The 19,963-nt window shown below is 52.6% G+C and carries 24 protein-coding genes and 1 tRNA gene; 8 read left to right on the forward strand and 17 right to left on the reverse strand.

All coding sequences use genetic code 11. From position 1 onward, the window contains the following. Positions 1 to 4 precede the first annotated feature (4 nt). Genes Q9R35_RS08070 through Q9R35_RS08085 form a run of 4 tightly spaced genes read right to left on the reverse strand, consistent with a single transcriptional unit; the run spans position 5 to position 3,104 of the window. A complete protein-coding gene (locus Q9R35_RS08070; protein WP_021446663.1) occupies positions 5 to 1,510 on the reverse strand; it encodes an aromatic/alkene/methane monooxygenase hydroxylase/oxygenase subunit alpha in 1,506 nt (501 codons plus the stop codon). Between the two features lie 18 nt (positions 1,511 to 1,528). Then, a complete protein-coding gene (locus Q9R35_RS08075; RefSeq protein ID WP_003800437.1) occupies positions 1,529 to 1,801 on the reverse strand; it encodes an MmoB/DmpM family protein in 273 nt (90 codons plus the stop codon). Further along, positions 1,801 to 2,808, reverse strand: a complete 1,008-nt coding sequence (locus Q9R35_RS08080) for an aromatic/alkene monooxygenase hydroxylase subunit beta (protein WP_311219638.1) — start codon at positions 2,806 to 2,808, stop codon at positions 1,801 to 1,803. Before Q9R35_RS08080 ends, Q9R35_RS08075 begins: the two co-directional genes overlap by 1 nt. A gap of 23 nt (positions 2,809 to 2,831) precedes the next feature. Next, the gene (locus tag Q9R35_RS08085) at positions 2,832 to 3,104 is read right to left on the reverse strand and encodes a phenol hydroxylase subunit (protein ID WP_042480282.1); all 273 of its coding nucleotides are present in this window, start codon (positions 3,102 to 3,104) and stop codon (positions 2,832 to 2,834) included. 351 nt (positions 3,105 to 3,455) lie between these two features. Here Q9R35_RS08085 and Q9R35_RS08090 point away from each other — a divergent pair, with 351 nt between their 5' ends. Continuing rightward, positions 3,456 to 5,159 carry a sigma 54-interacting transcriptional regulator gene (locus tag Q9R35_RS08090; RefSeq protein ID WP_311219639.1) on the forward strand — a complete coding sequence of 568 codons (1,704 nt, stop codon included), beginning with the start codon at positions 3,456 to 3,458 and terminating at the stop codon, positions 5,157 to 5,159. A gap of 84 nt (positions 5,160 to 5,243) precedes the next feature. Here Q9R35_RS08090 and Q9R35_RS08095 read toward each other — a convergent pair whose 3' ends face one another. Next, positions 5,244 to 5,606, reverse strand: coding sequence for a hypothetical protein (locus tag Q9R35_RS08095; RefSeq protein ID WP_125304324.1), 363 nt, complete (start codon positions 5,604 to 5,606; stop codon positions 5,244 to 5,246). Between the two features lie 48 nt (positions 5,607 to 5,654). Beyond that, a complete protein-coding gene (locus Q9R35_RS08100) occupies positions 5,655 to 6,146 on the reverse strand; it encodes a hypothetical protein (RefSeq protein ID WP_311219640.1) in 492 nt (163 codons plus the stop codon). Positions 6,147 to 6,303: 157 nt separating this feature from the next. Between Q9R35_RS08100 and Q9R35_RS08105 the strand changes: the two genes are divergently transcribed. Beyond that, positions 6,304 to 6,582, forward strand: a complete 279-nt coding sequence (locus Q9R35_RS08105) for a hypothetical protein (protein WP_086069692.1) — start codon at positions 6,304 to 6,306, stop codon at positions 6,580 to 6,582. 257 nt (positions 6,583 to 6,839) lie between these two features. Here the strand turns inward: Q9R35_RS08105 and Q9R35_RS08110 are convergent, their stop codons facing one another. From Q9R35_RS08110 to Q9R35_RS08135, 6 genes are all read right to left on the reverse strand, one after another. Then, on the reverse strand, positions 6,840 to 7,574 hold the full coding sequence (locus Q9R35_RS08110; RefSeq protein ID WP_086069693.1) for an amino acid ABC transporter ATP-binding protein: 735 nt from the start codon (positions 7,572 to 7,574) through the stop codon (positions 6,840 to 6,842). Beyond that, a complete protein-coding gene (locus Q9R35_RS08115; RefSeq protein WP_109089717.1) occupies positions 7,571 to 8,269 on the reverse strand; it encodes an amino acid ABC transporter permease in 699 nt (232 codons plus the stop codon). Before Q9R35_RS08115 ends, Q9R35_RS08110 begins: the two co-directional genes overlap by 4 nt. Then, positions 8,269 to 9,003, reverse strand: coding sequence for an amino acid ABC transporter permease (locus Q9R35_RS08120; protein WP_311219641.1), 735 nt, complete (start codon positions 9,001 to 9,003; stop codon positions 8,269 to 8,271). Before Q9R35_RS08120 ends, Q9R35_RS08115 begins: the two co-directional genes overlap by 1 nt. A gap of 102 nt (positions 9,004 to 9,105) precedes the next feature. Further along, positions 9,106 to 9,915: an ABC transporter substrate-binding protein gene (locus Q9R35_RS08125; protein WP_042480263.1), complete on the reverse strand. Its 810-nt coding sequence runs from the start codon at positions 9,913 to 9,915 to the stop codon at positions 9,106 to 9,108. A 170-nt stretch (positions 9,916 to 10,085) separates the two neighbouring features. Beyond that, entirely contained in the window at positions 10,086 to 10,625 is a 540-nt protein-coding gene (locus Q9R35_RS08130) for a lipocalin family protein (RefSeq protein ID WP_086069696.1), read from the reverse strand. A gap of 30 nt (positions 10,626 to 10,655) precedes the next feature. After that, positions 10,656 to 11,075, reverse strand: coding sequence for a GFA family protein (locus Q9R35_RS08135; protein ID WP_063692716.1), 420 nt, complete (start codon positions 11,073 to 11,075; stop codon positions 10,656 to 10,658). Positions 11,076 to 11,369: 294 nt separating this feature from the next. On the opposite strand from Q9R35_RS08135, the gene Q9R35_RS08140 reads away from it, so the two are divergent. Continuing rightward, on the forward strand, positions 11,370 to 11,774 hold the full coding sequence (locus tag Q9R35_RS08140) for a RidA family protein (RefSeq protein WP_045931798.1): 405 nt from the start codon (positions 11,370 to 11,372) through the stop codon (positions 11,772 to 11,774). A 145-nt stretch (positions 11,775 to 11,919) separates the two neighbouring features. Here the strand turns inward: Q9R35_RS08140 and Q9R35_RS08145 are convergent, their stop codons facing one another. Further along, the gene (locus tag Q9R35_RS08145) at positions 11,920 to 12,093 is read right to left on the reverse strand and encodes a DUF1508 domain-containing protein (RefSeq protein WP_021446666.1); all 174 of its coding nucleotides are present in this window, start codon (positions 12,091 to 12,093) and stop codon (positions 11,920 to 11,922) included. A gap of 384 nt (positions 12,094 to 12,477) precedes the next feature. On the opposite strand from Q9R35_RS08145, the gene Q9R35_RS08150 reads away from it, so the two are divergent. Beyond that, complete coding sequence (locus tag Q9R35_RS08150) at positions 12,478 to 13,098, forward strand: hemolysin III family protein (RefSeq protein ID WP_063692711.1); 621 nt, start codon at positions 12,478 to 12,480, stop codon at positions 13,096 to 13,098. Between the two features lie 765 nt (positions 13,099 to 13,863). Here Q9R35_RS08150 and Q9R35_RS08155 read toward each other — a convergent pair. The 3 genes from Q9R35_RS08155 to Q9R35_RS08165 all read right to left on the reverse strand — a co-directional run bounded on the left by Q9R35_RS08155 (position 13,864) and on the right by Q9R35_RS08165 (position 15,062). Continuing rightward, entirely contained in the window at positions 13,864 to 14,196 is a 333-nt protein-coding gene (locus Q9R35_RS08155; protein ID WP_042480251.1) for a hypothetical protein, read from the reverse strand. Between the two features lie 318 nt (positions 14,197 to 14,514). Next, entirely contained in the window at positions 14,515 to 14,682 is a 168-nt protein-coding gene (locus tag Q9R35_RS08160) for a hypothetical protein (RefSeq protein ID WP_165589468.1), read from the reverse strand. A gap of 167 nt (positions 14,683 to 14,849) precedes the next feature. After that, complete coding sequence (locus tag Q9R35_RS08165; protein WP_086060583.1) at positions 14,850 to 15,062, reverse strand: hypothetical protein; 213 nt, start codon at positions 15,060 to 15,062, stop codon at positions 14,850 to 14,852. Between Q9R35_RS08165 and Q9R35_RS18680 the strand changes: the two genes are divergently transcribed. Both Q9R35_RS18680 and Q9R35_RS08170 read left to right on the forward strand, forming a co-directional pair. Then, the gene (locus Q9R35_RS18680; RefSeq protein ID WP_404977944.1) at positions 15,057 to 15,254 is read left to right on the forward strand and encodes a hypothetical protein; all 198 of its coding nucleotides are present in this window, start codon (positions 15,057 to 15,059) and stop codon (positions 15,252 to 15,254) included. The genes Q9R35_RS08165 and Q9R35_RS18680 overlap by 6 nt on opposite strands. Before the next feature lie 570 nt (positions 15,255 to 15,824). Next, positions 15,825 to 16,244, forward strand: coding sequence for a BON domain-containing protein (locus Q9R35_RS08170; RefSeq protein ID WP_311219642.1), 420 nt, complete (start codon positions 15,825 to 15,827; stop codon positions 16,242 to 16,244). Between the two features lie 1,409 nt (positions 16,245 to 17,653). Here the strand turns inward: Q9R35_RS08170 and Q9R35_RS08175 are convergent. Beyond that, a tRNA-Val gene (locus Q9R35_RS08175) sits at positions 17,654 to 17,730 on the reverse strand. Between the two features lie 459 nt (positions 17,731 to 18,189). Here Q9R35_RS08175 and Q9R35_RS08180 point away from each other — a divergent pair. Further along, the gene (locus tag Q9R35_RS08180; RefSeq protein ID WP_035267876.1) at positions 18,190 to 18,606 is read left to right on the forward strand and encodes a YkgJ family cysteine cluster protein; all 417 of its coding nucleotides are present in this window, start codon (positions 18,190 to 18,192) and stop codon (positions 18,604 to 18,606) included. A 168-nt stretch (positions 18,607 to 18,774) separates the two neighbouring features. Continuing rightward, complete coding sequence (locus Q9R35_RS08185) at positions 18,775 to 19,821, forward strand: NADP(H)-dependent aldo-keto reductase (protein ID WP_197314075.1); 1,047 nt, start codon at positions 18,775 to 18,777, stop codon at positions 19,819 to 19,821. Positions 19,822 to 19,963 lie beyond the last annotated feature (142 nt).

The raw sequence follows: 19,963 nt of genomic DNA on the forward strand, positions 1-19,963 counted from the left end.
GTGACTAGGCCGTCACTCCTTTCCATTCGTTCCAGCGTGCCTCGTCCACCGAACCCTTGAAGTCCATATTGTCGACACCCACGTTCAGTTGGTAATAGTCGCTCAGGATCTTCTCCAGTTCGGGGCCACCGCAGCCGCCTTGCAGGATCTGGTTCACCGGCAGCCAGGCCTGGATGTACTTTTCAGGCTCGTGCTCGAAAATGTCGCGGCAGCCATCCGAGCAAGTGTGGTAGCGCTCACCCTTGTACTGGCTTTGGCGGTAGGTAATTTCGTCGGGCTTTTCCATGTCGGTAAAGGTCATGGGCACCTGACATACCTGGCACAGCTGGGGCAGACCGCTGGAATAGAAACGCTTGCCTTCGGCTTCCATCTTCTTGGCCATTTCCCAGCGTGGGCGGTAGTACTTGTCGAAGGTGTCGGGGTACTTGGCGCTGAGCCAATCCAGTTCCTCGTCGCTGGGGATCCAGGTGTGGAAACCGGCAGCGTGGCCGAAGTTGTAGAAAATCCACCAGGCCTGGTGCGAGATGTGCTCTTTCTCTTTCTCGATCACTTCGCTGTACTTGGGCATGCGAATGCCGTAGCGGGCCAGATCCTTGAACAGAGCGCCACCGGCCTGCTCAAAATAGACCTCCCAGGCCTCTTTCCAGGACATGACCTTGTTGGGCAGCATGTAGTCCATCATCATGCCGACCACGGACAGCAGACGGGTACCACGCCAGAACCATTTGTCGATCCACTGCTGAACGATAGGCACGTTGTCTTCGTGCTGCTCCAGCAGGAACTTGATCACTTCCAGGCCCAGCGTCATGTGGCGTGCTTCATCAGACTGCGAGCTGAAACCGAAAGTCACCGTGGCCATATCGCCGTTGTAAGCCGCGCCCGACATGAAGGGCACGAACAGCAGGTTGGTTAGCACGTACTCGAAGGAGAAGCTGATCGCCAGCAGGAATTCGAAGGGGCCAGCAGCGCGGGCATCTTCAAAGAAGGACTTGGGCACGGACAGGTACCAGACACGGTCGTGCATATGGCTCCAGTCCTGGAAGCCATTGAAAAACTTGTTGTAGTGGCTCATGGCGTGAACCTGCGTCTGGACGTGACGCAGCTCGTCAATCGACTGCATCTGGCACGCAATACGTGCACCGATGCCGCTGAATTGACGTCCCACATGGGAGTAGCCCTGGTAAGCCTGGTATTCCAGCGGGGTCACCGCGGTCAGGAACACCTTGATCGCGTTCAGGTAACGCGGATCGGAAATATTCATCTGGCCATTGTTTTGCGCGAAGGCATCAAAAATGGCGTACAGCTTCTTTTCTTTTTCGGCCTGGTACTTCCAGTACGCGTCCATTGTCAGACGGAACGGGTCTTCCCATTTGGACCAATCAGTAATCTTGATGCCCTCGAACTCCTCGTAGGGGAAGGCATCCTTGCGATCCTGGTAGCTGAATTCCCAGTCCAGATCACGAGTCAGATAGCGATATTTGTCTTTGATATTTAGTTTTTTCGTGGCCATATTGCCCCCTTTTCTGATTTAGCTGTTCCAGTGCAAAAACAAGCGGTCTTCATCTTCATCCACGTTGCCACCCAAGGTGATCAGATTCAGATGCAGTTCCTGCATGTCCCACTGCTGCCCATACTTTTCTTCCACGGTCTCGCGCTTGACGGTCAGCTGGCCCACGCACTCAATGCGAATCATGGCTGGCTGATAAATCACCGTGGCGTCCGGATTGTCTTCTTCGATGGCCTCGACGATGTAGCGCGACATGTCGTTGTCTTGCAGACCGATATAAACCTTGGATGTCATCAGGCTTCTCCACCCAGGCTCAGGCCTGCTTTCGTGACGCGTTTGGCAATGGTTTCCTGCGCTTGTGTCCAGACTTGATCAGCCTGGTCGGCAAAGGCAGCCTGGATATAGGGCATGAAGGCGGCTTGCACTTGCGGCAACCACTGATTCAGCCAGTTTTGCAGTTGCTGCTTGTTTTCCTCGCTTTCAGCAGCCGCAATCTTGAAGACGCTATCGCTCCAGTTGGACAGGTCCTTATGACACTCCAGCATGAACTCCAGCAGCATATCCAGATCGCGGCCGCCTTCCTTGGCTAGATCCGCCACCAGACCCTGATACACCACTTGATGCACCACGGTGTTGATCAGCAAGGACTGCACCAGCAGCAGTTCAAACCAGTCTTTTTGAACCAGCGTTTTTTCGCACAAGGCGCGCAGACCTTGCCAGGCCGCATCCTGCATCCAGGCCTCTTTGGCCTGGCTCAGGGAGTCGGCACTATTGCCATCAATCAGCAAGCCAATACGGGAGACGTATTGCGCCATACCCAGCGAGTCCATCCCGGCATAGAGACAGGCTTGGGTAATGGTGGTGCCATAACCGTAGGCCGAGCCGGACATGAAATTCAGGTTGGCGGTTTGCTCGATGTGACGCAAAGGCAGCAGCAGGCGGGTGACCTTGGCTTTGACACCCTCGCTCAGGTACTGGGCCAGCTCGCGCTTTTCAAAAAAGCCGTAATTGGTTTCAGCCGATTCCTGCATGCGGGCACGGTTTTGCACGTAAGCGCCGTAGTAGAACTGGCGGGGGTCACGAAACACATACCAGTCCTTCATCTGAATAGCAGTGTGTGTGGGGTCGTTCAGGGTCTTGTCCGGCATCCACAGGGGCCGGTAATGGAAGTTGGCGGTGGCCTGGGCGTCGTATGTTGCTTCCTGGTAGCGGGTAGCCGGCTTTTCACCAAAGCGGCGGGCCACGTTGGCGAAGGTTTGCCGCACGGGCTGCAAACTGGCCGTTTTAATTTCTAATGTCATCCTCTTGTTCTCCTGAATAAAACCTACTGGGCTTCAGCCTGGCGGCTGTTACCGACCAAAGTGTCATAACCAAAACGCCATTTTTCTTCGTTCTCGTCATTGACCCGCATTTGCTCTTCGCTCATGGGCTGGACATTGTTCTGCAGGCAAAACTGCTCAAATGCCGCCGGTGGCATGACCAGTTCCACAAACAGGTCCGCCTGGCCAATCGCAAAATCAAATTCCACAAAGCGCGCATTGGCGGGACTGCGTACGCGTACGTACTTCGTCAAAGTGGGCAAGCTCGTGTCTGCCATCTGTTCTCCTCCTGATCAAGCTGTTGCATGAGTGTCCACAGCCTGTTCATAGCAAACCGCGTGCCAACTTTAAATTTGAAGGATTTAACCCTTTAGGATTAAAGAGATAGGAGTAGTCAGGGCCAGACGCCATGCGCTGTTGGCTGGCGGCCTGAAAAGAAAATTGATCATTTGATCAAATGCTTAGCGCCGTTTTCATCAAATGCTGAGTTAGGGTAAAGCCCTAGAAAAATCCGTTTTATCCGTCCTCTGGACACTATTATGTTTTCCTTGAGTCACTAGAAAGACAGGCGGCATACTGGTTTTAGAACACTCAAAACCACAATAAGAAATCACAGGATGGAGACAGCCATGGGGGCTACTGAACTCACACTGCCATTAAGTCAGGACCTGATCGACGCCATTCGCTTTGATGCGCGGGAAGGAAAAATCTGGTTTGGCGAGCAGCGCATGCTCTTGCTGCATGCCAGCGGTTTTGGCCAGCTACGCAAGGAGCTGATTGCCTCTTTGGGCAGCGAGCGCGCCAAGTACTTTCTGATGCGCTTTGGCTACCACGCTGGCATGAAGGATGCCGAGGTATCACAAAAAGTGCGCCCGGACCTGTCATTGAAAGAGACCTTTCTGGCTGGCCCACAAATGCACACCATCCGCGGCATGGTCAAAGTGGTGCCTACTTCGCTGACCTTTGATCGCGCTGCCGGCCAGTACTACGGCGAATTTGACTGGTTTGATTCCTACGAAGTCAGCAATCACCAGAAAGAGCACGGCCAATCCAGCGAGCCCGTCTGTTGGAGCTTGCTAGGGTATGCCAGTGGCTACACCAGCTTCTATATGGGCAAGAGCATCATCTACAAAGAAACCCAATGCGGCGCCATGGGCCACAGCCACTGCAAGATCGTGGGCAAGCCTGCCGAGGAATGGGAGGCTGATGATCCCGAGATCGACCGCTTCATGCTGCCTGACCCGGTTCAGGACGAACTGTTTGCCTTGCGATGTGAACTGGTAAAGTTGCGCGAACAGGAGTTCAAACACTCCAGCGCCAACTTCACCTTACCCAACTCCATTGGCCAGTCCGCCGCCTACCAGGCTGCCTGTCATCTGTTGGAAAAAGCCGCACAAAGCAAAGTCTCCGTGCTGCTGCTGGGGGAAACCGGCGTAGGGAAAGAAGCTTTCGCACGTGGCCTGCACGCGGCCAGCGACCGGGCGGATCAGCCCTTTATCGCGGTGAACTGTGCGTCCATTCCCCCGGAGCTGATTGAATCAGAGCTGTTTGGCGTGGAGAAAGGCGCTTATACCGGCGCGCATAAATCCCGCCCCGGTCGTTTTGAGCGTGCCCAGAGCGGCACCATTTTTCTGGATGAAATCGTGGAACTGTCACCACGCTCCCAAGCCGCCCTGCTTCGTGTTTTGCAGGAACAGGAGCTGGAGCGCGTGGGTGATGAGAGCATCCGCCATATCGACGTGCGTGTAGTGGCAGCCACTAACGAAGATCTGGCCGAGGCCGTACAAAAAGGCACCTTCCGTGCCGACCTGTACTACCGCCTGAACGTCTTTCCCATCCACATCCCGCCGCTGCGAGAGCGCAAGGAAGACATTCCGCTGCTGACCGAATACTTTTTGAACAAATACTCCAGCATGTACAAAAAGCACGTGCTGGGAGTGAGTGACCGTAGCCGGGAATTGCTGATGCAGTACGACTGGCCAGGCAATATCCGCGAATTCGAAAACATGATCGAGCGTGGCGTCATCCTGACCGAACACAGTCACGAAATCGAAACCCACCACTTGTTCCCGCAGCAGAAAAGCGCCTTGCAGTATCTGAGCAGTTTGAATACGCAAGGCTTTATGGCAAAAGAGCCCTGTTTCAGCGCGAACCAGACGCAATATCTGGAGCATCTGCTGGAAACGCCCTTCAATCTGGATGATCTGGAAGAACAAATCATCCAGCTGACGTTGAAAAAGACGAATGGGAATATTTCAGAAGCTGCGCGCAGGCTGGGGCTGACTAGACCTGCTTTGGCATATCGGCTGAAGAAGGTGGCGATGCCGACATAGGAACACCAGCACTTCTCATGCTATTGGCTAAGCCTGACCGTACAGAATAGGCTTGACTCTGCAACAATTCCTCAATCGTGGCACTTAACCAAAAATATGCTGACCTTGCAGTAACCTAGCACCTATGCCTAAGCCCCCCAGCATGAACAAGCCAATCAGAACGGCATAGAGGACACTCAACGACCAACCCAGAAGCCTGGCGTCACGCTTTGCGCCCGTCGGCAGGGATCGACAAACCCTGCTGTAATACTGGTTCACAACAAAGATCAGCGAGGAAAAGCCGACACCAACAATGGCAAATACATAATTGATTGCCGCATACTGGCCCTGTGGATTGGCCAAGCCATCAAATAAAAAGATCAGGGCCAGAATAGATACGAGCACACAAAGAGCTGTCGCCAGCACAGTAGCCACTTTATGAAACGACGTCTCCCACTTAATGCCCATGTCCTCTCCTTACCACCGCATGCCCCCTAAACCAAGCCAGACGCGGCCTCACTCTCGCCCGCATACCTCGGCCTCCTCTTTTTTGACATCGCCATAACGCCCTTGGCTAGTCTTAACGGTGATACATGTCTGGTTTGAATCGTTCCACCATACGGTACTTAAGCCCTGCACTCTCACTGGCGCGTATCCTTCTTTTTGCAACCGCATTTCCCCGCCTGCCGCACGAACATCTTGCAGGCTAAGCGGATTGAACTCAGAAGAAGGTCTTGAGCTTAGCTCAGACTGCACCAACGCTTGTACCTGCACTTCAATCACAGGACCCCGTCTACGAATAACAGCCTCCTGAGCATGTATGACGCTCTCCTTGCCGGTTACTGTCACATTGCCCGAAGCTTTCAGCTCATGCGTGCTCAACACGTCAACCTTGTCCGCCTGTATGTGTATCCGGCCCAGTTGAGCACTCTCTTGCATGCTTGAAGCAAAGGCTGGTACAGAGGCAAAGGTCAGGCCCAAGACCAAATTAGAAAATAACTTATGCACTGTTTATCCTCGACATTTCCAAAATAGCACTTGATTACCCCCCAATCCCGAGACTATTTATACCCCAGCAGCTAAACACCAACCAAACACCGTACTACGCCCAACACTGACCTGATTTCCCCCACCTACTACAATGGAGGCTTATCTAAGGAGTCTTATGTTGGAATTTCAGCCCCGTGAACGGGCGTATTTATCTGGTATCCGTGCCCTGTCTCAAGATCAGGACGACAATGAAGTGTTTGTGGGTATGACCGTAGCCGAGTCCATTTGGTACGCAAACTACGTAGCACAGTCATACAAAGGAGATGTAGCGCGAGGCGATGAGGCCGAAGCACGTTACCTGGCCCTGCATGATCAGCACGAACAGGCACGCCGTGCCGTACTGGCATCAGAATCTCTGCTGCAATCGTTCGACACAGCCACTCAGTCATCCTGAGCACATCGCGACACTCTCCAGGCCGGGCAAGCATGTCATTAGCCCTGTTTCATCAAGCCTGGTTTGCTCGCCCATAAAAAAGCCCGCCCATTTTTCAACAGGCGGGCTTTTTTTATAGATGCGGGCTCCAGCGTCTGCTACGCACAGCTTGGCTTGGCTTGGCTTGGCTTGGCTTGGCTTGGCTTGGCTTGGCTTGGCTTGGCTTGGCTTGGCTTGGCTTGGCATTCATCAAACCAGCTGCCATGCAAAGACACAAGCTACAGACGCAGTTCCTTGGACAAAAAGGTTTGCACGCGCTGTGGCCGGCCTTCCAGATCACCAAAGAATACATCGGTGGGCACGTCCTCCAGAATCTGGCCCTGGTCCATGAAAACCATCCGATCCGCCACCTTGCGAGCAAAGCCCATCTCATGGGTGACGCACATCATGGTCATGCCCTCTTCCGCCAAGCTGACCATCACGTCCAACACCTCGTTGACCATTTCCGGATCCAAAGCCGAAGTAGGCTCGTCAAACAACATGCAGACCGGGTCCATGCACAAGGCCCGTGCAATGGCGACACGCTGTTGCTGCCCGCCCGACAAGCTGGCCGGATAGCGATCCGCCATCGCTTTCAAGCCCACGCGATCCAGATACAGCAAGGCCCGCTCATTGGCTTCATCACTATTCCTGCCCAGCACTTTACGTTGTGCCAAGGTCAGATTGGCCAAGACATTCAAATGTGGAAACAGCTCGAAGTTCTGAAAAACCATCCCGACCCGACTGCGCAAGTCTGGCAGATTCGTTGCCGGATCACCGACGGAAATCCCATCCACAACAATCCTGCCCTGCTGAAACGGTTCCAGACCATTGACGGTTTTCAACAAGGTGGACTTCCCGGAGCCCGAAGGCCCGCACACCACCACCACTTCCTGACGGTCCACTTGGGCCGTGCAATCCTTGAGCACCTGAAACGTGCCATACCACTTGGAAACACTATCGATACGGATCATTTACCATCCAGTCGCAGATGTTTGTCATAACGTCGGGCCACCCGATTCGCAATCAACTCCAACGTTGCGCAAATCACGTAGTACATCAGCCCGACAAACAAGAAGATTTCAGTGGGGTGCACCATGACCCGATTACTGACCTGAGTGGCAACAAAAGACAGTTCCGCTACGCCAATGACATAGGCCAGCGAGGTGTCCTTGATCAAGGCAACCCACTGATTAATAAAAGAAGGCAGCATCACCGGCAAGGCTTGCGGCAGGATGATGGACTTCATGATTTGAGCGGTTTTCAGGCCCAGGGCCTTGCCCGCTTGCCATTGCCCCGCCGGCAAGCTGCTGATGCCCGCAAACACCGAGTGCGCCAGATACGCACCGCCAATCAAGGACAAGGCGCAGACCACGGTAAACAAGCCCGGCACATCCACCTTGAACAGAATGGGCAGCAGAAAGTACACCCAGAAAATCAGCATGATGACGGGGATGGCGCGGAAAAAGCCCAGAAACAGCAGCAAAGCGGTATGCGCCACACCGCGCGTCAAAACCAGAGCTACCCCGAACACCAACCCCAGAACGGCCGACAAGCTTGCCGAGAGCACACTTAACAAGAGCGTCAGCGCCGCCCCACCTAAAGGGCCATGCGGATACGCCCCCACCAGGAAGTACAGCAGGTTGTCATGAATTACGTCGAAGTTCATTACAGCCCACCTCGCACTTGCAGACGATGACGCTGCAACCACTGCCCACCTACCTCCACCAGCATGACCAGCAAGACATACAACAGCGTTGCAATCCCAAAGGACTGGAAGGTCTTGAAGGTTTCAGTTTCCACCTGACGAGAGGCATAAGACAGCTCTGCCAAACCAATAGCCATGGTCAGCGAGGTGTTCTTGATGACATTCATGTACTGCCCGATCAGCGAGGGAAAGGTATTACGCAAAGCCTGCGGCATCACTACATAGCGCCAGACCTGCATGGACGACATGCCCAAGGAGGCTGCTGCTGCCCATTGACCTTTGCGCACTGCCCGCACGCCGGAGCGGAACTCTTCAGCCACAAACGCCGTGGTGTAGATCGTCAAACCCACAAAGGCGGCCAGCATCTCGAAACTGGGCCAATGCACATCGAATAAAACCAACTGCAAGACATGCTGAGTATTCAACCATTGAACCAGCTCCGGCGGCATCAAGGCCGAGGCCCCGAAATACCAGAAGAACAATTGCACCAATAGGGGCGTATTACGAAACAAGCTAAGGTAAGCACGTACCGGCCAGGCCAACCAGGCAAAGGGCGACAGTCTGGCAATACACACCAGAAAACCCAAAACAGTTGCAGCGAAGGAGACGACTAAAGAGAGCTGAATCGTGACCCAGAACCCTTCCAGCAACCAACCCACATAGTGGGGTGCCAGCCAGAAATCAGAAGACGGCATAGCAAACACCAAAAAGCAGGATCAAGCGATCCCGCTGTTAAAAACACAAACAGGAAAAGGCCAGCCTGAACATTCAAGGCTGGCCTGCAAGCAAGTGATGACTTACTGTTGCTGACCGATGCGGTACAAACGCTCCAGGGGCGTTTTGGACTGAGGGCCAAACCAGACGTCGTAAATGGCTTGTGCCTTGCCCTGGGTTTCCAGCTCCAGCAAGGTTTCATCCACAAAGGACTTCAGTGCTGTTTCGCCTTTGGGGATACCAATACCGATCAAGTCCTCGGAAATGCTGAAGGCCGGAATTTCATAGTTTTCCTTGTCTGGCACGTTCGCCAACAGACCGATCAGCTTGGGACCATCCTGAGTGATGGCCTGCACGTTGCCGTTACGCAAAGCGGTAAAAGCAAAGGGGGTATCGTCATAAGCAACCAGCTTGGCCTGGGGGTATTTTTCACGCAGGACGATCTCATTGACCGTCCCTTTATCCACGCCAATACGCAGCGAGTTCAACTGCTCGGGCGAGGACAAGACGCCTTTTTTAGCCAGGAACTGCTGGCCCGATGCAAAGTACGGAATACTGAAATCAACCTGCTTGGCGCGCTCTTCCGTGATGGTGAAGTTGGCCAGAACCAGGTCTACTTTATTGGACGTCAGCAGCGGCACACGATTGGCCGGATTGGTTGGCAAGACTTCCAGCTTCACGCCCAGCTTGTCAGCCAGAGCCTGGGCAAAATCCACATCCAGACCAGTGATCTGACGGGACTTCTGATCCACAAAACCAAACGGTGGATTGCTGTCGAAAGACGCTACTTTCAAGACACCCGTTTTCTTGATGTCATCCAGACGATCAGCCTGGGCCACTCCAGCCACCAACGCCAGGGTAAGGGTCGCGGCAATGCTTAAAAACGACTTCATGATAAAAACATTCCGATAAAAAAATGGCACGTCCGATACATACCGTCGTGCCATTCGACCACAGCCGCAAGCTCTTCAAAACGATCTAATTTCCCCATGCTTATTACTAAAAACGCTAAAAGGATGTTCTGATCTGTGCAGGTGCTGATCGAGCGATTACCGAATGCGTGCTACGGCTTGGTCGATACCACTTTTTGCACAGAAAAGCCTTGTGCCGCGGCGTAATCCAGCAAGTCGCTAACGACTTGTGGATCAGCCTGTTTTTCCCGGGACAGGACCCAGAGATACTTCCGGTCCGGCGTGCCGACCAAAGAATACTGGTAGTCCCCTTCCAGCTTCATGATCCAGTAGTCGCCCCACACCATGGGGAACCAGGACAACCACTTCGGAGCAAAACGCACTTCCAATATCGCCGGGTCAGCAGGCTCCATACTACTGGACAAGCGCCCCTGCCCGATGGCTTCCTTCACTTCCCCGTCCGTACCCTGACAGCGATTGGTGACGGTGATCGTCTTGTCCGCTTCCATCACGTAATTAGCTTGCACATCCCCGGCACATTCACGCTGAAAGCTATTAGGTAAACGCGCCTGCTCATACCAGGTGCCCATGTACTTGTTCAGGTCTACGTCTTGTTGAGTCGCGAGGTCAGCGTTGGAAGAGGCGCAAGCGGCCAGTAACGCAGACAGCGACAGGAAAAGGATTCGTTTCATCACAGAGCTCTCCTTGTACGTGAACCAGGATCAGGAAAACAGCTTAACCACCTCTTCGCCTGTCATCTCTCGCGTTTTGTTAGCGAACGTATAGTTATCAGGCTTGTCATCAATAAAGACCTGCAGCTCGAACGGCCAGTTCCCGCTGTCCTTGAACAAGCCAGCTGAAATGGCATGGAAACCACCCGCCTTAAGCTTGTAAAACAAATGCGTGCCGCATACATCACAAAAACTGCGCTCTGCCCACTCCGAGGAGGCATAGGAACGCACGTGCTCTTCGCCTTCGATCACCGGGGTTTCATGGGACTCCAGCGACAAGAACGGGCCGCCGGACCAATTGCGGCAGATACCGCAATGGCACGCACTGATCGAAGGCTTGTGCTGCTGCAAGCTGATTGAGACGGCGCCGCACAGGCAGTTGCCGTGAATCATGGATTTGTCGTTTGCCATAGGAGCCTCTATAGGTAGATAGTTGAGTAATTCTAGCGGCTGAATCATCAATTTATGGCAACGCGATGTAATACATTTCCGAGCTTTCCAGGCCTCTATCCTGCAAAAGCAGTCACAGCTACGCAGATCGTTCCCCATCTGGACTCCGAACGAGGCAGATCGAATAAGAACAACCTTAGTGCCCGATAATCAGATGATCCCAAGCGCAGCCCTTGTCTTCCGGCACAAAGCCCCAAAGTACGAGCCTGGCGCGTGAACACACCGCCTCAACTGACTTTCCCTGTATTTATCAAAATGACAAAAAGCGCTATTAATCCATCTACCGTATTCAACTCCCTGCAATACGGTTTCAGCCAAGGCCTGGTGGTCACCGGCAACCGCCGCGTCATGCTGTCTGGCCAAGTAGGTGTGGATGCTCAGGAACAAACCGTAGCTGGCGGTATGCGCGAGCAAACAGAAGCCGCCCTGGACAATATTGAACTGGTCCTGGCCGAGGTTGGCGGCAAGATTGATCAAGTGATCATGCTGCGGATTTTTATCCGGGAAGACGCAAGCTCACCGCAAGAGCAGGATGAGATCGCCGCTGCGCTATTGAAACGATTTCCAGTGAACCCACCGCCCTCTTCCTGGATCCTGATTAGCGGATTGGCCAAGCCCGAGTGGTTGATCGAGATTGAGGCTGAGGCAATGCTGGATTGATTGCCTGCTGTTAAGCCTCCCGTGTGGATCCAGCTGATAAAAAAGACCTCGGAGCTTGGCGAGGCCTTTGAACTCCCTTTTACCAGGGAGTTTTTTAATTCACGGGACTAAAGGCTACGCGTAGAGCCTCGTAGAAAGTCTGTGTTTACTCCTCGACAACCGGAGCATCAGCCATCCCTTTTTTCACAGACTCGATGCTGTGTTGTGCGCTCTGCTTGCTGCTGTAGCCTTCGGAGCTGACGCAAATAATGTTCCCATTCGCGGCTTTGAATCGCCACCGCCATTCACCACTTTTGTCCTTGTAAAGCACAAATTTCATGATGAGCCTCTTTAGGTATGAGCGCACGTCGCGCAAACCGTATCCTAAAACCAGGTTTAATCAGCAGATATTGGGGTTTACCTGACAGGTATACGAATGCTTTGGATGGCCAGCGTACCGCACTCGACGCCGACCGTTCTTGCCCCCAAGCACAAGAGATATACACACATCCATCAAAAACCGAGGCAACGCGATAAGGGGACAGATCACAAGGCTTTGAGTGTTGAGCACCTTGACCGATATTCCTCATCCAACGCAGCAAACAAATGTACGGTGCTGACCTAATAGAGATCAATACGGGAGCTTGACTTATGCGCTAAGCTTTTCCGACCACGACGACAGTCTTGCAATCGGCGTGCCGAATGTTTGGAGAGAAAAAGCATCATGTATTACGGTGAACGTTTCAATGCCTGGTCACACCTGCTCGGTGCCGTTCTGGCGGTAGGCGGCGTATCCTGGCTGATTGTCATGGCAAGCCTGACCGGAGACCCCTGGCGCATCACCAGCACGGCAATTTATGGCACTACGCTTGTCCTGCTGTATTTGATCTCCACCCTGTACCACTGCTTCAAGGGACGAGCTAAAAACGTATTTCGCAAGATGGATCACTTCTCCATCTACTTGCTGATTGCTGGCAGCTATACACCCTTCTGCCTGGTCACACTGCGGGGGCCTTGGGGATGGAGTCTGTTCGGTGTGGTCTGGGGCTTGGCGCTGATTGGCATTCTTCAGGATATCCGCCCGCGTTCACCTGCACGCATATTGTCGCTGGTGATTTATGCCGTTATGGGATGGATTGTGTTGCTGGCGCTGGGGCCATTGGAATCCAGTCTGGGCTCGGAAGGATTTTCCTGGTTGGCGGCCGGTGGGGCCATTTACACAGCCGGAATTGTCTTCTTTGTGTTTGACGAGCGTTTTCGACATTGGCACGGTATTTGGCACTTATTTGTGCTGGCCGGCAGTGCAGCGCATTTTCTGGCTATATCTCGGTATGTTGTTATGTAGCGCCAAGTACAGAGCGTGAGCACTCAATAAAAAAAGCCTCTTCCGAGGCTTTTTTGTTGGCTGATACAAGCCCTGTTATATCTGAATAAGTCTGATTACATCTAAAGGTACTGATCTGTAGCGAATATCTACTCGTGCTCCTAGAATAAAGCAACGCAACTAGAGGCGAGGCTTGAATGATCACACTAGAGACGGGACTATATCTTCGTGTTCAAGAGCTGAAAGATGGGCCCAAGCCCCACCCGCTTCAAAGCGGATTCAATATGCAGACCGCTTACCGTGCCCTGGGGATGTTCAACCCGTCGGAAACGTCAGACGCTTTTTTTATTTTGGCTAATGACAGAGACGAGATCTGGTTTATCTGTAATCGTCATTTACGGGCCGTTGGAGTAAGCCCGGAACCTAGAGATCTACGGCGAGCGCTCGAATCGATGTCGCCGGTGACGCAGAATTACCACCAGCACAGCTGACTGCGGACTGCGGACTGCGGACTGCAAAGTAAAGCTGTACTTAAATAAAAATAAGACCCGCACTGATCCAGTGAGAGTCCTCTCATTCAAGGAGCGTCATTTAGCCATCGGCTTACACTGCAAACCAGTTTCCGACCGGGCGTCTGTATATAGCTCAGCCCTTTGGCCACTATTGAGCAGCGCGTAAAAGAGCACTAAAGGTGTAACGGTACCAATTATCTGCCCACGGATTAACTCTCGCGCGCAGGCCCATAGCGCTTGATGAGAGCGGACGCCTTCAGGGCAAGACGAGTCTTTATTCTTTACGAACTAACAGAACGACACCCGCAGGATCGTTTGTCCAATGGCCTTCAACGCTATCAAGTGGCTCTAGATAGTCACGAGCCGGTCCACCCAGTTGCTCTATTGCGGTATCAGGATCGTCACTGAAAAGCTCAAGCCATACATCAGTCTGGCTCTGTTTTTCAACACGATCCAGCCAAAGAGTCATTTCACCAAACTCAAAGCCGATACTTTCATTCAGTATCCTCTTTACCGTTAGCCCGACACGGTCCCGGTAGAACTCCACGGTTTCCTGCCATTTATAGGACGGAATCTTTATAGCGATGTTTTTACCTGGCTTGATCATGGCTTCCTCGTATCGCAAACGAATTGAATTTCACGCACTTGGCACAGCCTGGAGCTGTGTGCATGTATTCTGGTAGGCAGTACTGCAACGGGGGTTGCTAGGCTCTTGTCATGCTTGGGATTCATCTTTCGAGGACGGGCTTCATACCCCAAAAAGAGAAAATGCGTCTACGGGGAGCGGGATGACTCCCCTACGGATTAAGCCCCAACACGTCATCGACAGCCCGCCTTAGAGCGGGCTTGTTTGCGTCTGGAAAATGGTTAACCCTCCCAACATGCACCGTTAAAGCCCTGGCAAGTGCTAACCTGCCGACAAAAATCAACCCGAATGTGCGCGCTTGCCGGGGTTTTTCTTGCTGCGGGTATGCGCGCCACGCTCCTGGCTAACACGCTGGCCCCGGAATTTTGTACTCAGGTTCACGCCCTTGGGAGTGGCAGGAGGAGGAGTACGCTTACGGTCGGCTTCAGTAAAAATTTTGGTGCCCATGGAAATCTCTCCAGTTTGGTTAACTTGCTCTTGTTGATCGAGAACGCGAATTAATCTTTGCAACAGGAATCTTCAGGAATAACCTGCTACCTCATCTAGCATAGCAGGCATTGCTAAAACCGGTTTGAACGGTCCAATGGGTCGATGACATACACCCATGGAATGACTCACTTATAAGAGCCAGCAACCAGACCTTGATAGAGAAATGCCTGTGTGGACAGGGGAAACTGACGACAAGCAGCCACGGCATTCATGCCAAGGATGAGGAACTGCTCTACATGGCCGCAATAACAGCGTGACAGCCAGGCAAAAACGAGGATGTTGAGCATGGCTTTGCCATTGCCACCGTTGCCAGCGCGGGCGGCATAGTCGATATTCACGACCGCAGACCAGTAGTTTTAACGCCAGAAGCTGCGCCGGAGCGGACTTCGTCGGACACCAACGTCGAATCAGCGCTGGAGCTGCTGAGCAGTCCGCCATCTGAGTCTGCATTCAAGTGGTGTCCCCTAACTCGTCAGATGAGCAATGTGAAGTATCAGGCTCCAAACACAAATCATCCTACAGCCATATAAGCATTCTTCCCACACATTGCATTACATCCGTAACTTTTTGAGCGTTTTAAAAGCTCACCTGAGCGTAAAGTCAGAAAGAACTAATAGCAATGAGAATTATTTTGTAGTTCCAGGCTCGTTAGAGCTTAGCTGTTACCCGTATCAACCTTTACCAAAGGAGCAATATATGGGAAAGCTAGACCACGGCACAATGTGCATCATGTGCCAGACATTGCCACTCTCGAAGCCCCACACAACGGGCCATCCCAACATGACAGCGTTAACCCCCAAAGAGGATTTTGGAGAGTTTGGTATTCAGCGTCTTTATCGGTGCTCAGTCTGCCACACGCACTGGCTTTATCAGCAGGACAAATGGCAGGCCTGCTTAGGGTTTAAGTTATGGTCAGGTACATTGAACACCTTTCTGACTCACGACAACCGGCAAGTTCCTCAACCTGCAATACTTTCGACGACCAGCACAAGCAAAGCTGCGGTTCGCTTTAATTAAGAGGGATGATCCTGCCACCAGAAAGCAAGGCAGACGTCCTTTAAAAGACCCACGAAACCAATTCGCCCAAATTAGGTGAAAAAATGACTAACTCAACGACTATCTCTAAGCTATTGGCAGCCTCAGCACTCAGCTTTGGGTTAAGCGCCGGCGCCCTGGCAGAGGACAGGCCCTCCCATCCTGACCTTTCCGCAACAGCCGGGAAAGGAGCAGCTGAGGAGAAAACCCCAGGAGAAGCGAACGCTAAAGAGGTGCACAACCGCGGGGCTGATGCTCATGAAAACGCACCTGACGCGGAAATCACAAAGCAGGTGAAGGCTCACCTAGCCGCCCAAAAAGGACTGCAGAGCAACAGCATCTCAGTCGAAACCAAAAATGGAGTCATTACGCTCACTGGCAAAGTTTCAGATGACAAGCAGCTTAAGCAGGCAATTTCAGAGGTTGAAAGCATCAAAGGCGTGAGCAAGGTTGATGCCGCCGGCTTAACAGTCAAGGCCAACTAATCCGACACCTTTTTGCCAAAGACATACTAAAAGCACTACCGCATTTGGACTTTCGTGTATCCAGCCTCACACGCAAACCCAGCTAATCTGTAGTAAATCAGATTTAACTTGGCAATACTTGGCATGTTTGGTCCAGAATTAAGAATGCAGAGAAGGACTGCATTCGACCATAACCAGATCCTCCTGGCTGACCTCCAATATCGCCAAAAAAGGACTTTGGGCCATCGGTACCCTGTCACTTTCAAAATCAATACCGAACCCGAGACATCACAATGACCGGTGGGAAGTGATGATGCTGTCGAAGACAATGAAAGCAGCCTTGAAATGTTGGGACGATAAAGTCATTTTCTTCATGTCCAGGCATATACCAAATATATCTATCGCGCCAATTTGCCTTCAGCTTTCCAGGCTGCTTTTTGAAAGATTGCCCTGCGTGTACTGGGACCGTTGCGTAGGGCCTGCTCAAATTTAACGCAGAGAGCCTTGCATCTGGGAAAGGCAGGCTGCCGCATGTCCGCCGTATGCCTACGCATCGTCATAACGCCCAAATTTGGGCTCAAAGATTAGAGGATGCTCCGAGGCTTCTTGAGCAAAACGCAAAAGATTCTGCCGCTGCCTAGGGCGGTATTCAGTGGTAAAGCACATAGCCACCAAGTCACTTTTGCCCCGAGGACAAACCTCTGTATGGCTTATTGCCATTCCTTGGGTAATAGCCCAACTGTGAACTAAGCGCCTGACGACCGCTTGATCTGACTGGCGACATTGCAGTGAGATTCTTGTACGGCCAAGCATACCTTTGCCTGTCGCACCTAGCTTTTTTCCGTCACTAAAATACGTCCTTGCCGCCAAAAATCGGCGTGTGAACAGTCTTAAAAAAGACACTTCAACCTCCCAAATTACAGGCAAGGCTTCTAGGCGAGAGAATAGCCAGGCGAGCGCCCGGCATGGACGAGCAGGATCCAACATGCAAAAAATGCATATTGATTGTCTTAGTGCGGGAAAGTTTTAGCGGTGCAGTCCAGCCGCCAAAGATTGCCACATCCTTTCAGCCCTTTAGGATGTGCCGTTTATCATCCCCCCAAGGACTTTGGCAATGCCATCAATCTGCGGCTTGATGCGAGCAAAGCGGTTTTCGCTCAGAGGTGATTGAACGGCAGCCAGCCCACCGTGATCGCAACAAAGTGCGCCGTGCCTACAACCATGCTCAGTACATGGCAGAGCGCCATGGGCTTATGCCATGGTGGTCGGACTACTTGGACGAATAGCTGGAGAGAGCATCAAAATAGCCATGCCCCCAAAATACCTTGGCGGGGCTTGGCGCAGCTTGGAACGCTGGGCAACAAAAAAGCCCCAAAGCATTGATCTTTGGGGCTTTTCTTGGCACAGCTTGGAGCTGTGTGCATGTATTCTGGTAGGCAGTACTGGATTCGAACCAGCGACCTCTACGATGTCAACGTAGCGCTCTAACCAACTGAGCTAACCGCCTGCGGTGAAGAAATGAAATAATAGATCTTCCCTATGGAGCTGTCAACACTATTTTGCGTTTTCCTATAAAAAAGATGATCTTTTTTTTATGACTCATCTACACAAATAGCCCTCAAAACTCGGAAAACATCGCAATTCATTGTTTTATAAGAGTTAAACAAAAGACAGGCAGATTTCCAGAAATTTACGCCTTTCCTGGCCAGGCGGATCAATGAAATATATAGATACACAAAATCTGTCTCCAGCCAGCATCAAGCCACCCCACTGTCACACGATTTTTCTATTCAAGTTCTTCGGGCAAAAATAAAATAATTGCTTTACGCCTGCAGATCATCGATCTCGTCTGAAACGGATCTGCGGCCGCTACGGGACACCTACGCACATGACTTGCTCTTCTCTCCCGCCCACCCCGACTCAACTGCTGGATTTGCCTGGCGTTCAGGAAACTACGCTGGAAGCGGTGCTTTATACGCCCCCCAATGACGAGATTTTTGACGAGAACCCCTGTTTAAGCTGTGGTGTGTGCTGTTCGCACTTTCGGGTGTCTTTTTATAGTGGTGAGTTAAGCGGCGAGACTGGCGGTACGGTGCCGGTCGAGTTGACCACCAAGGTTGGTCCGCTGCGCGCCTGCATGAAAGGAACCGAGCAAGGTGAAGGTCGCTGTATTGCCTTGCGTGGCACTTTGGGCCAGCCCGGGATTCATTGCGCTATCTATCCGGATCGTCCTACCCCCTGTCGTGATTACCAAATCTGGGAACTGGATGGCAGCCCAAATGTGGATTGCCAACGTTTGCGCAGCAAGCACGGTTTGCCTTTGCTGCCGAATCGTCCACTACCTGCTCCCCCTGCCTTGCCGGAGCATGATGAGGCGGCCTAAAACAGCTCAGCACTACAGTAGTGCCTCAACGCAAAACCATCGCAAATAACTTGCGATGGTTTTTTTATGAAGAATCAGTTCAATCGGCACAGCGGCAGGCTGGCTAAATACGCTACCATGCACGGTTTGTAGGGCCGCCCGGCCCTGCGTTTTCGGGAGTCGAAGTAAATGAAATACCGCAAGCTGGGCAATACAGACCTGGATGTCAGCCTGATCGGTTTGGGCACCATGACTTACGGGGAACAGAACAGCGAGGCCGATGCACACGCTCAGCTGGACCTTGCCCTGGAACTGGGTGTGAATCTGGTGGATACCGCCGAGATGTACCCTGTTCCCCCCATGGCGACCACGCAAGGTTTGACCGAGCAATATATCGGCACCTGGCTGGCTAAAACCGGCCGCCGCAAGGACATTGTTCTGGCCAGCAAAATCGCCGGTCCCCAACGTGACCCCAAGCGCCCTGGCCACATCCGCAATGGCGGCACTAGCCTGGATCGCAAGAATCTGGAACAAGCCCTGCATGACAGCCTGCGTCGGCTGCAAACAGACTATCTGGACCTGTATCAGCTGCACTGGCCAGATCGCAGTACAGTGACGTTTGGACAGCGTAGCTACCCGTGGAAAGAAGAAGACACCATCCCTATTGAAGAAACCTTGTCGGTACTGGACGATTTTGTGCGTCAAGGCAAGGTACGTCACATAGGCGTGTCCAATGAAACGCCCTGGGGTGTCTCGCGCTTTCTGGAGTTGTCGCGTTCCCGCTCTCTGCCTTTGATTGCCACGATCCAGAATCCCTACAACCTGCTGAACCGCGTGTTTGAAGAGGGGCTATCCGAATTCTGCCGTTACGAGGGCCTGGGTCTGCTGGCCTACTCGCCTTTGGCGATGGGTGTGTTGACGGGCAAATATGACAACGGCGCCCGCCCTGAAAAAGGACGTTTGACCTTGTACAGCCGTTTCACCCGCTACGATGCCCCTCGTGCTCGTGAAGCGGCATTGGCCTACAACGAACTGGCTCGCGAAAACGGTTTGACGCCCACTCAATTGGCCCTGGCCTGGGTGAACCAGCAAGCCTTTACCAGCAGCAATCTGATCGGTGCAACCACGCTGGAGCAACTGCGCGAGAACATCGCCAGTGTAGATGTTCAGTTAAGTGATGAGCTGATCGCCAAGATCAACGCTATTCATCACCAAACCCCGAACCCCGCGCCTTAAAGGGTTTACACCCCGCTTTGGGCCCAAGTATCCAAAGCGGGGCACCCCTCTTTTTTCTTCCCCTATCCTGTTCTTGTGCTTGCAGAACACCGATTTTTTATTTATGCTCAAAAAAAGCATAACAATAGAGACACTCTTCTTT

This window comes from Alcaligenes sp. AB3 (assembly GCF_031844565.1).
GTDB lineage: Bacteria > Pseudomonadota > Gammaproteobacteria > Burkholderiales > Burkholderiaceae_B > Alcaligenes > Alcaligenes faecalis.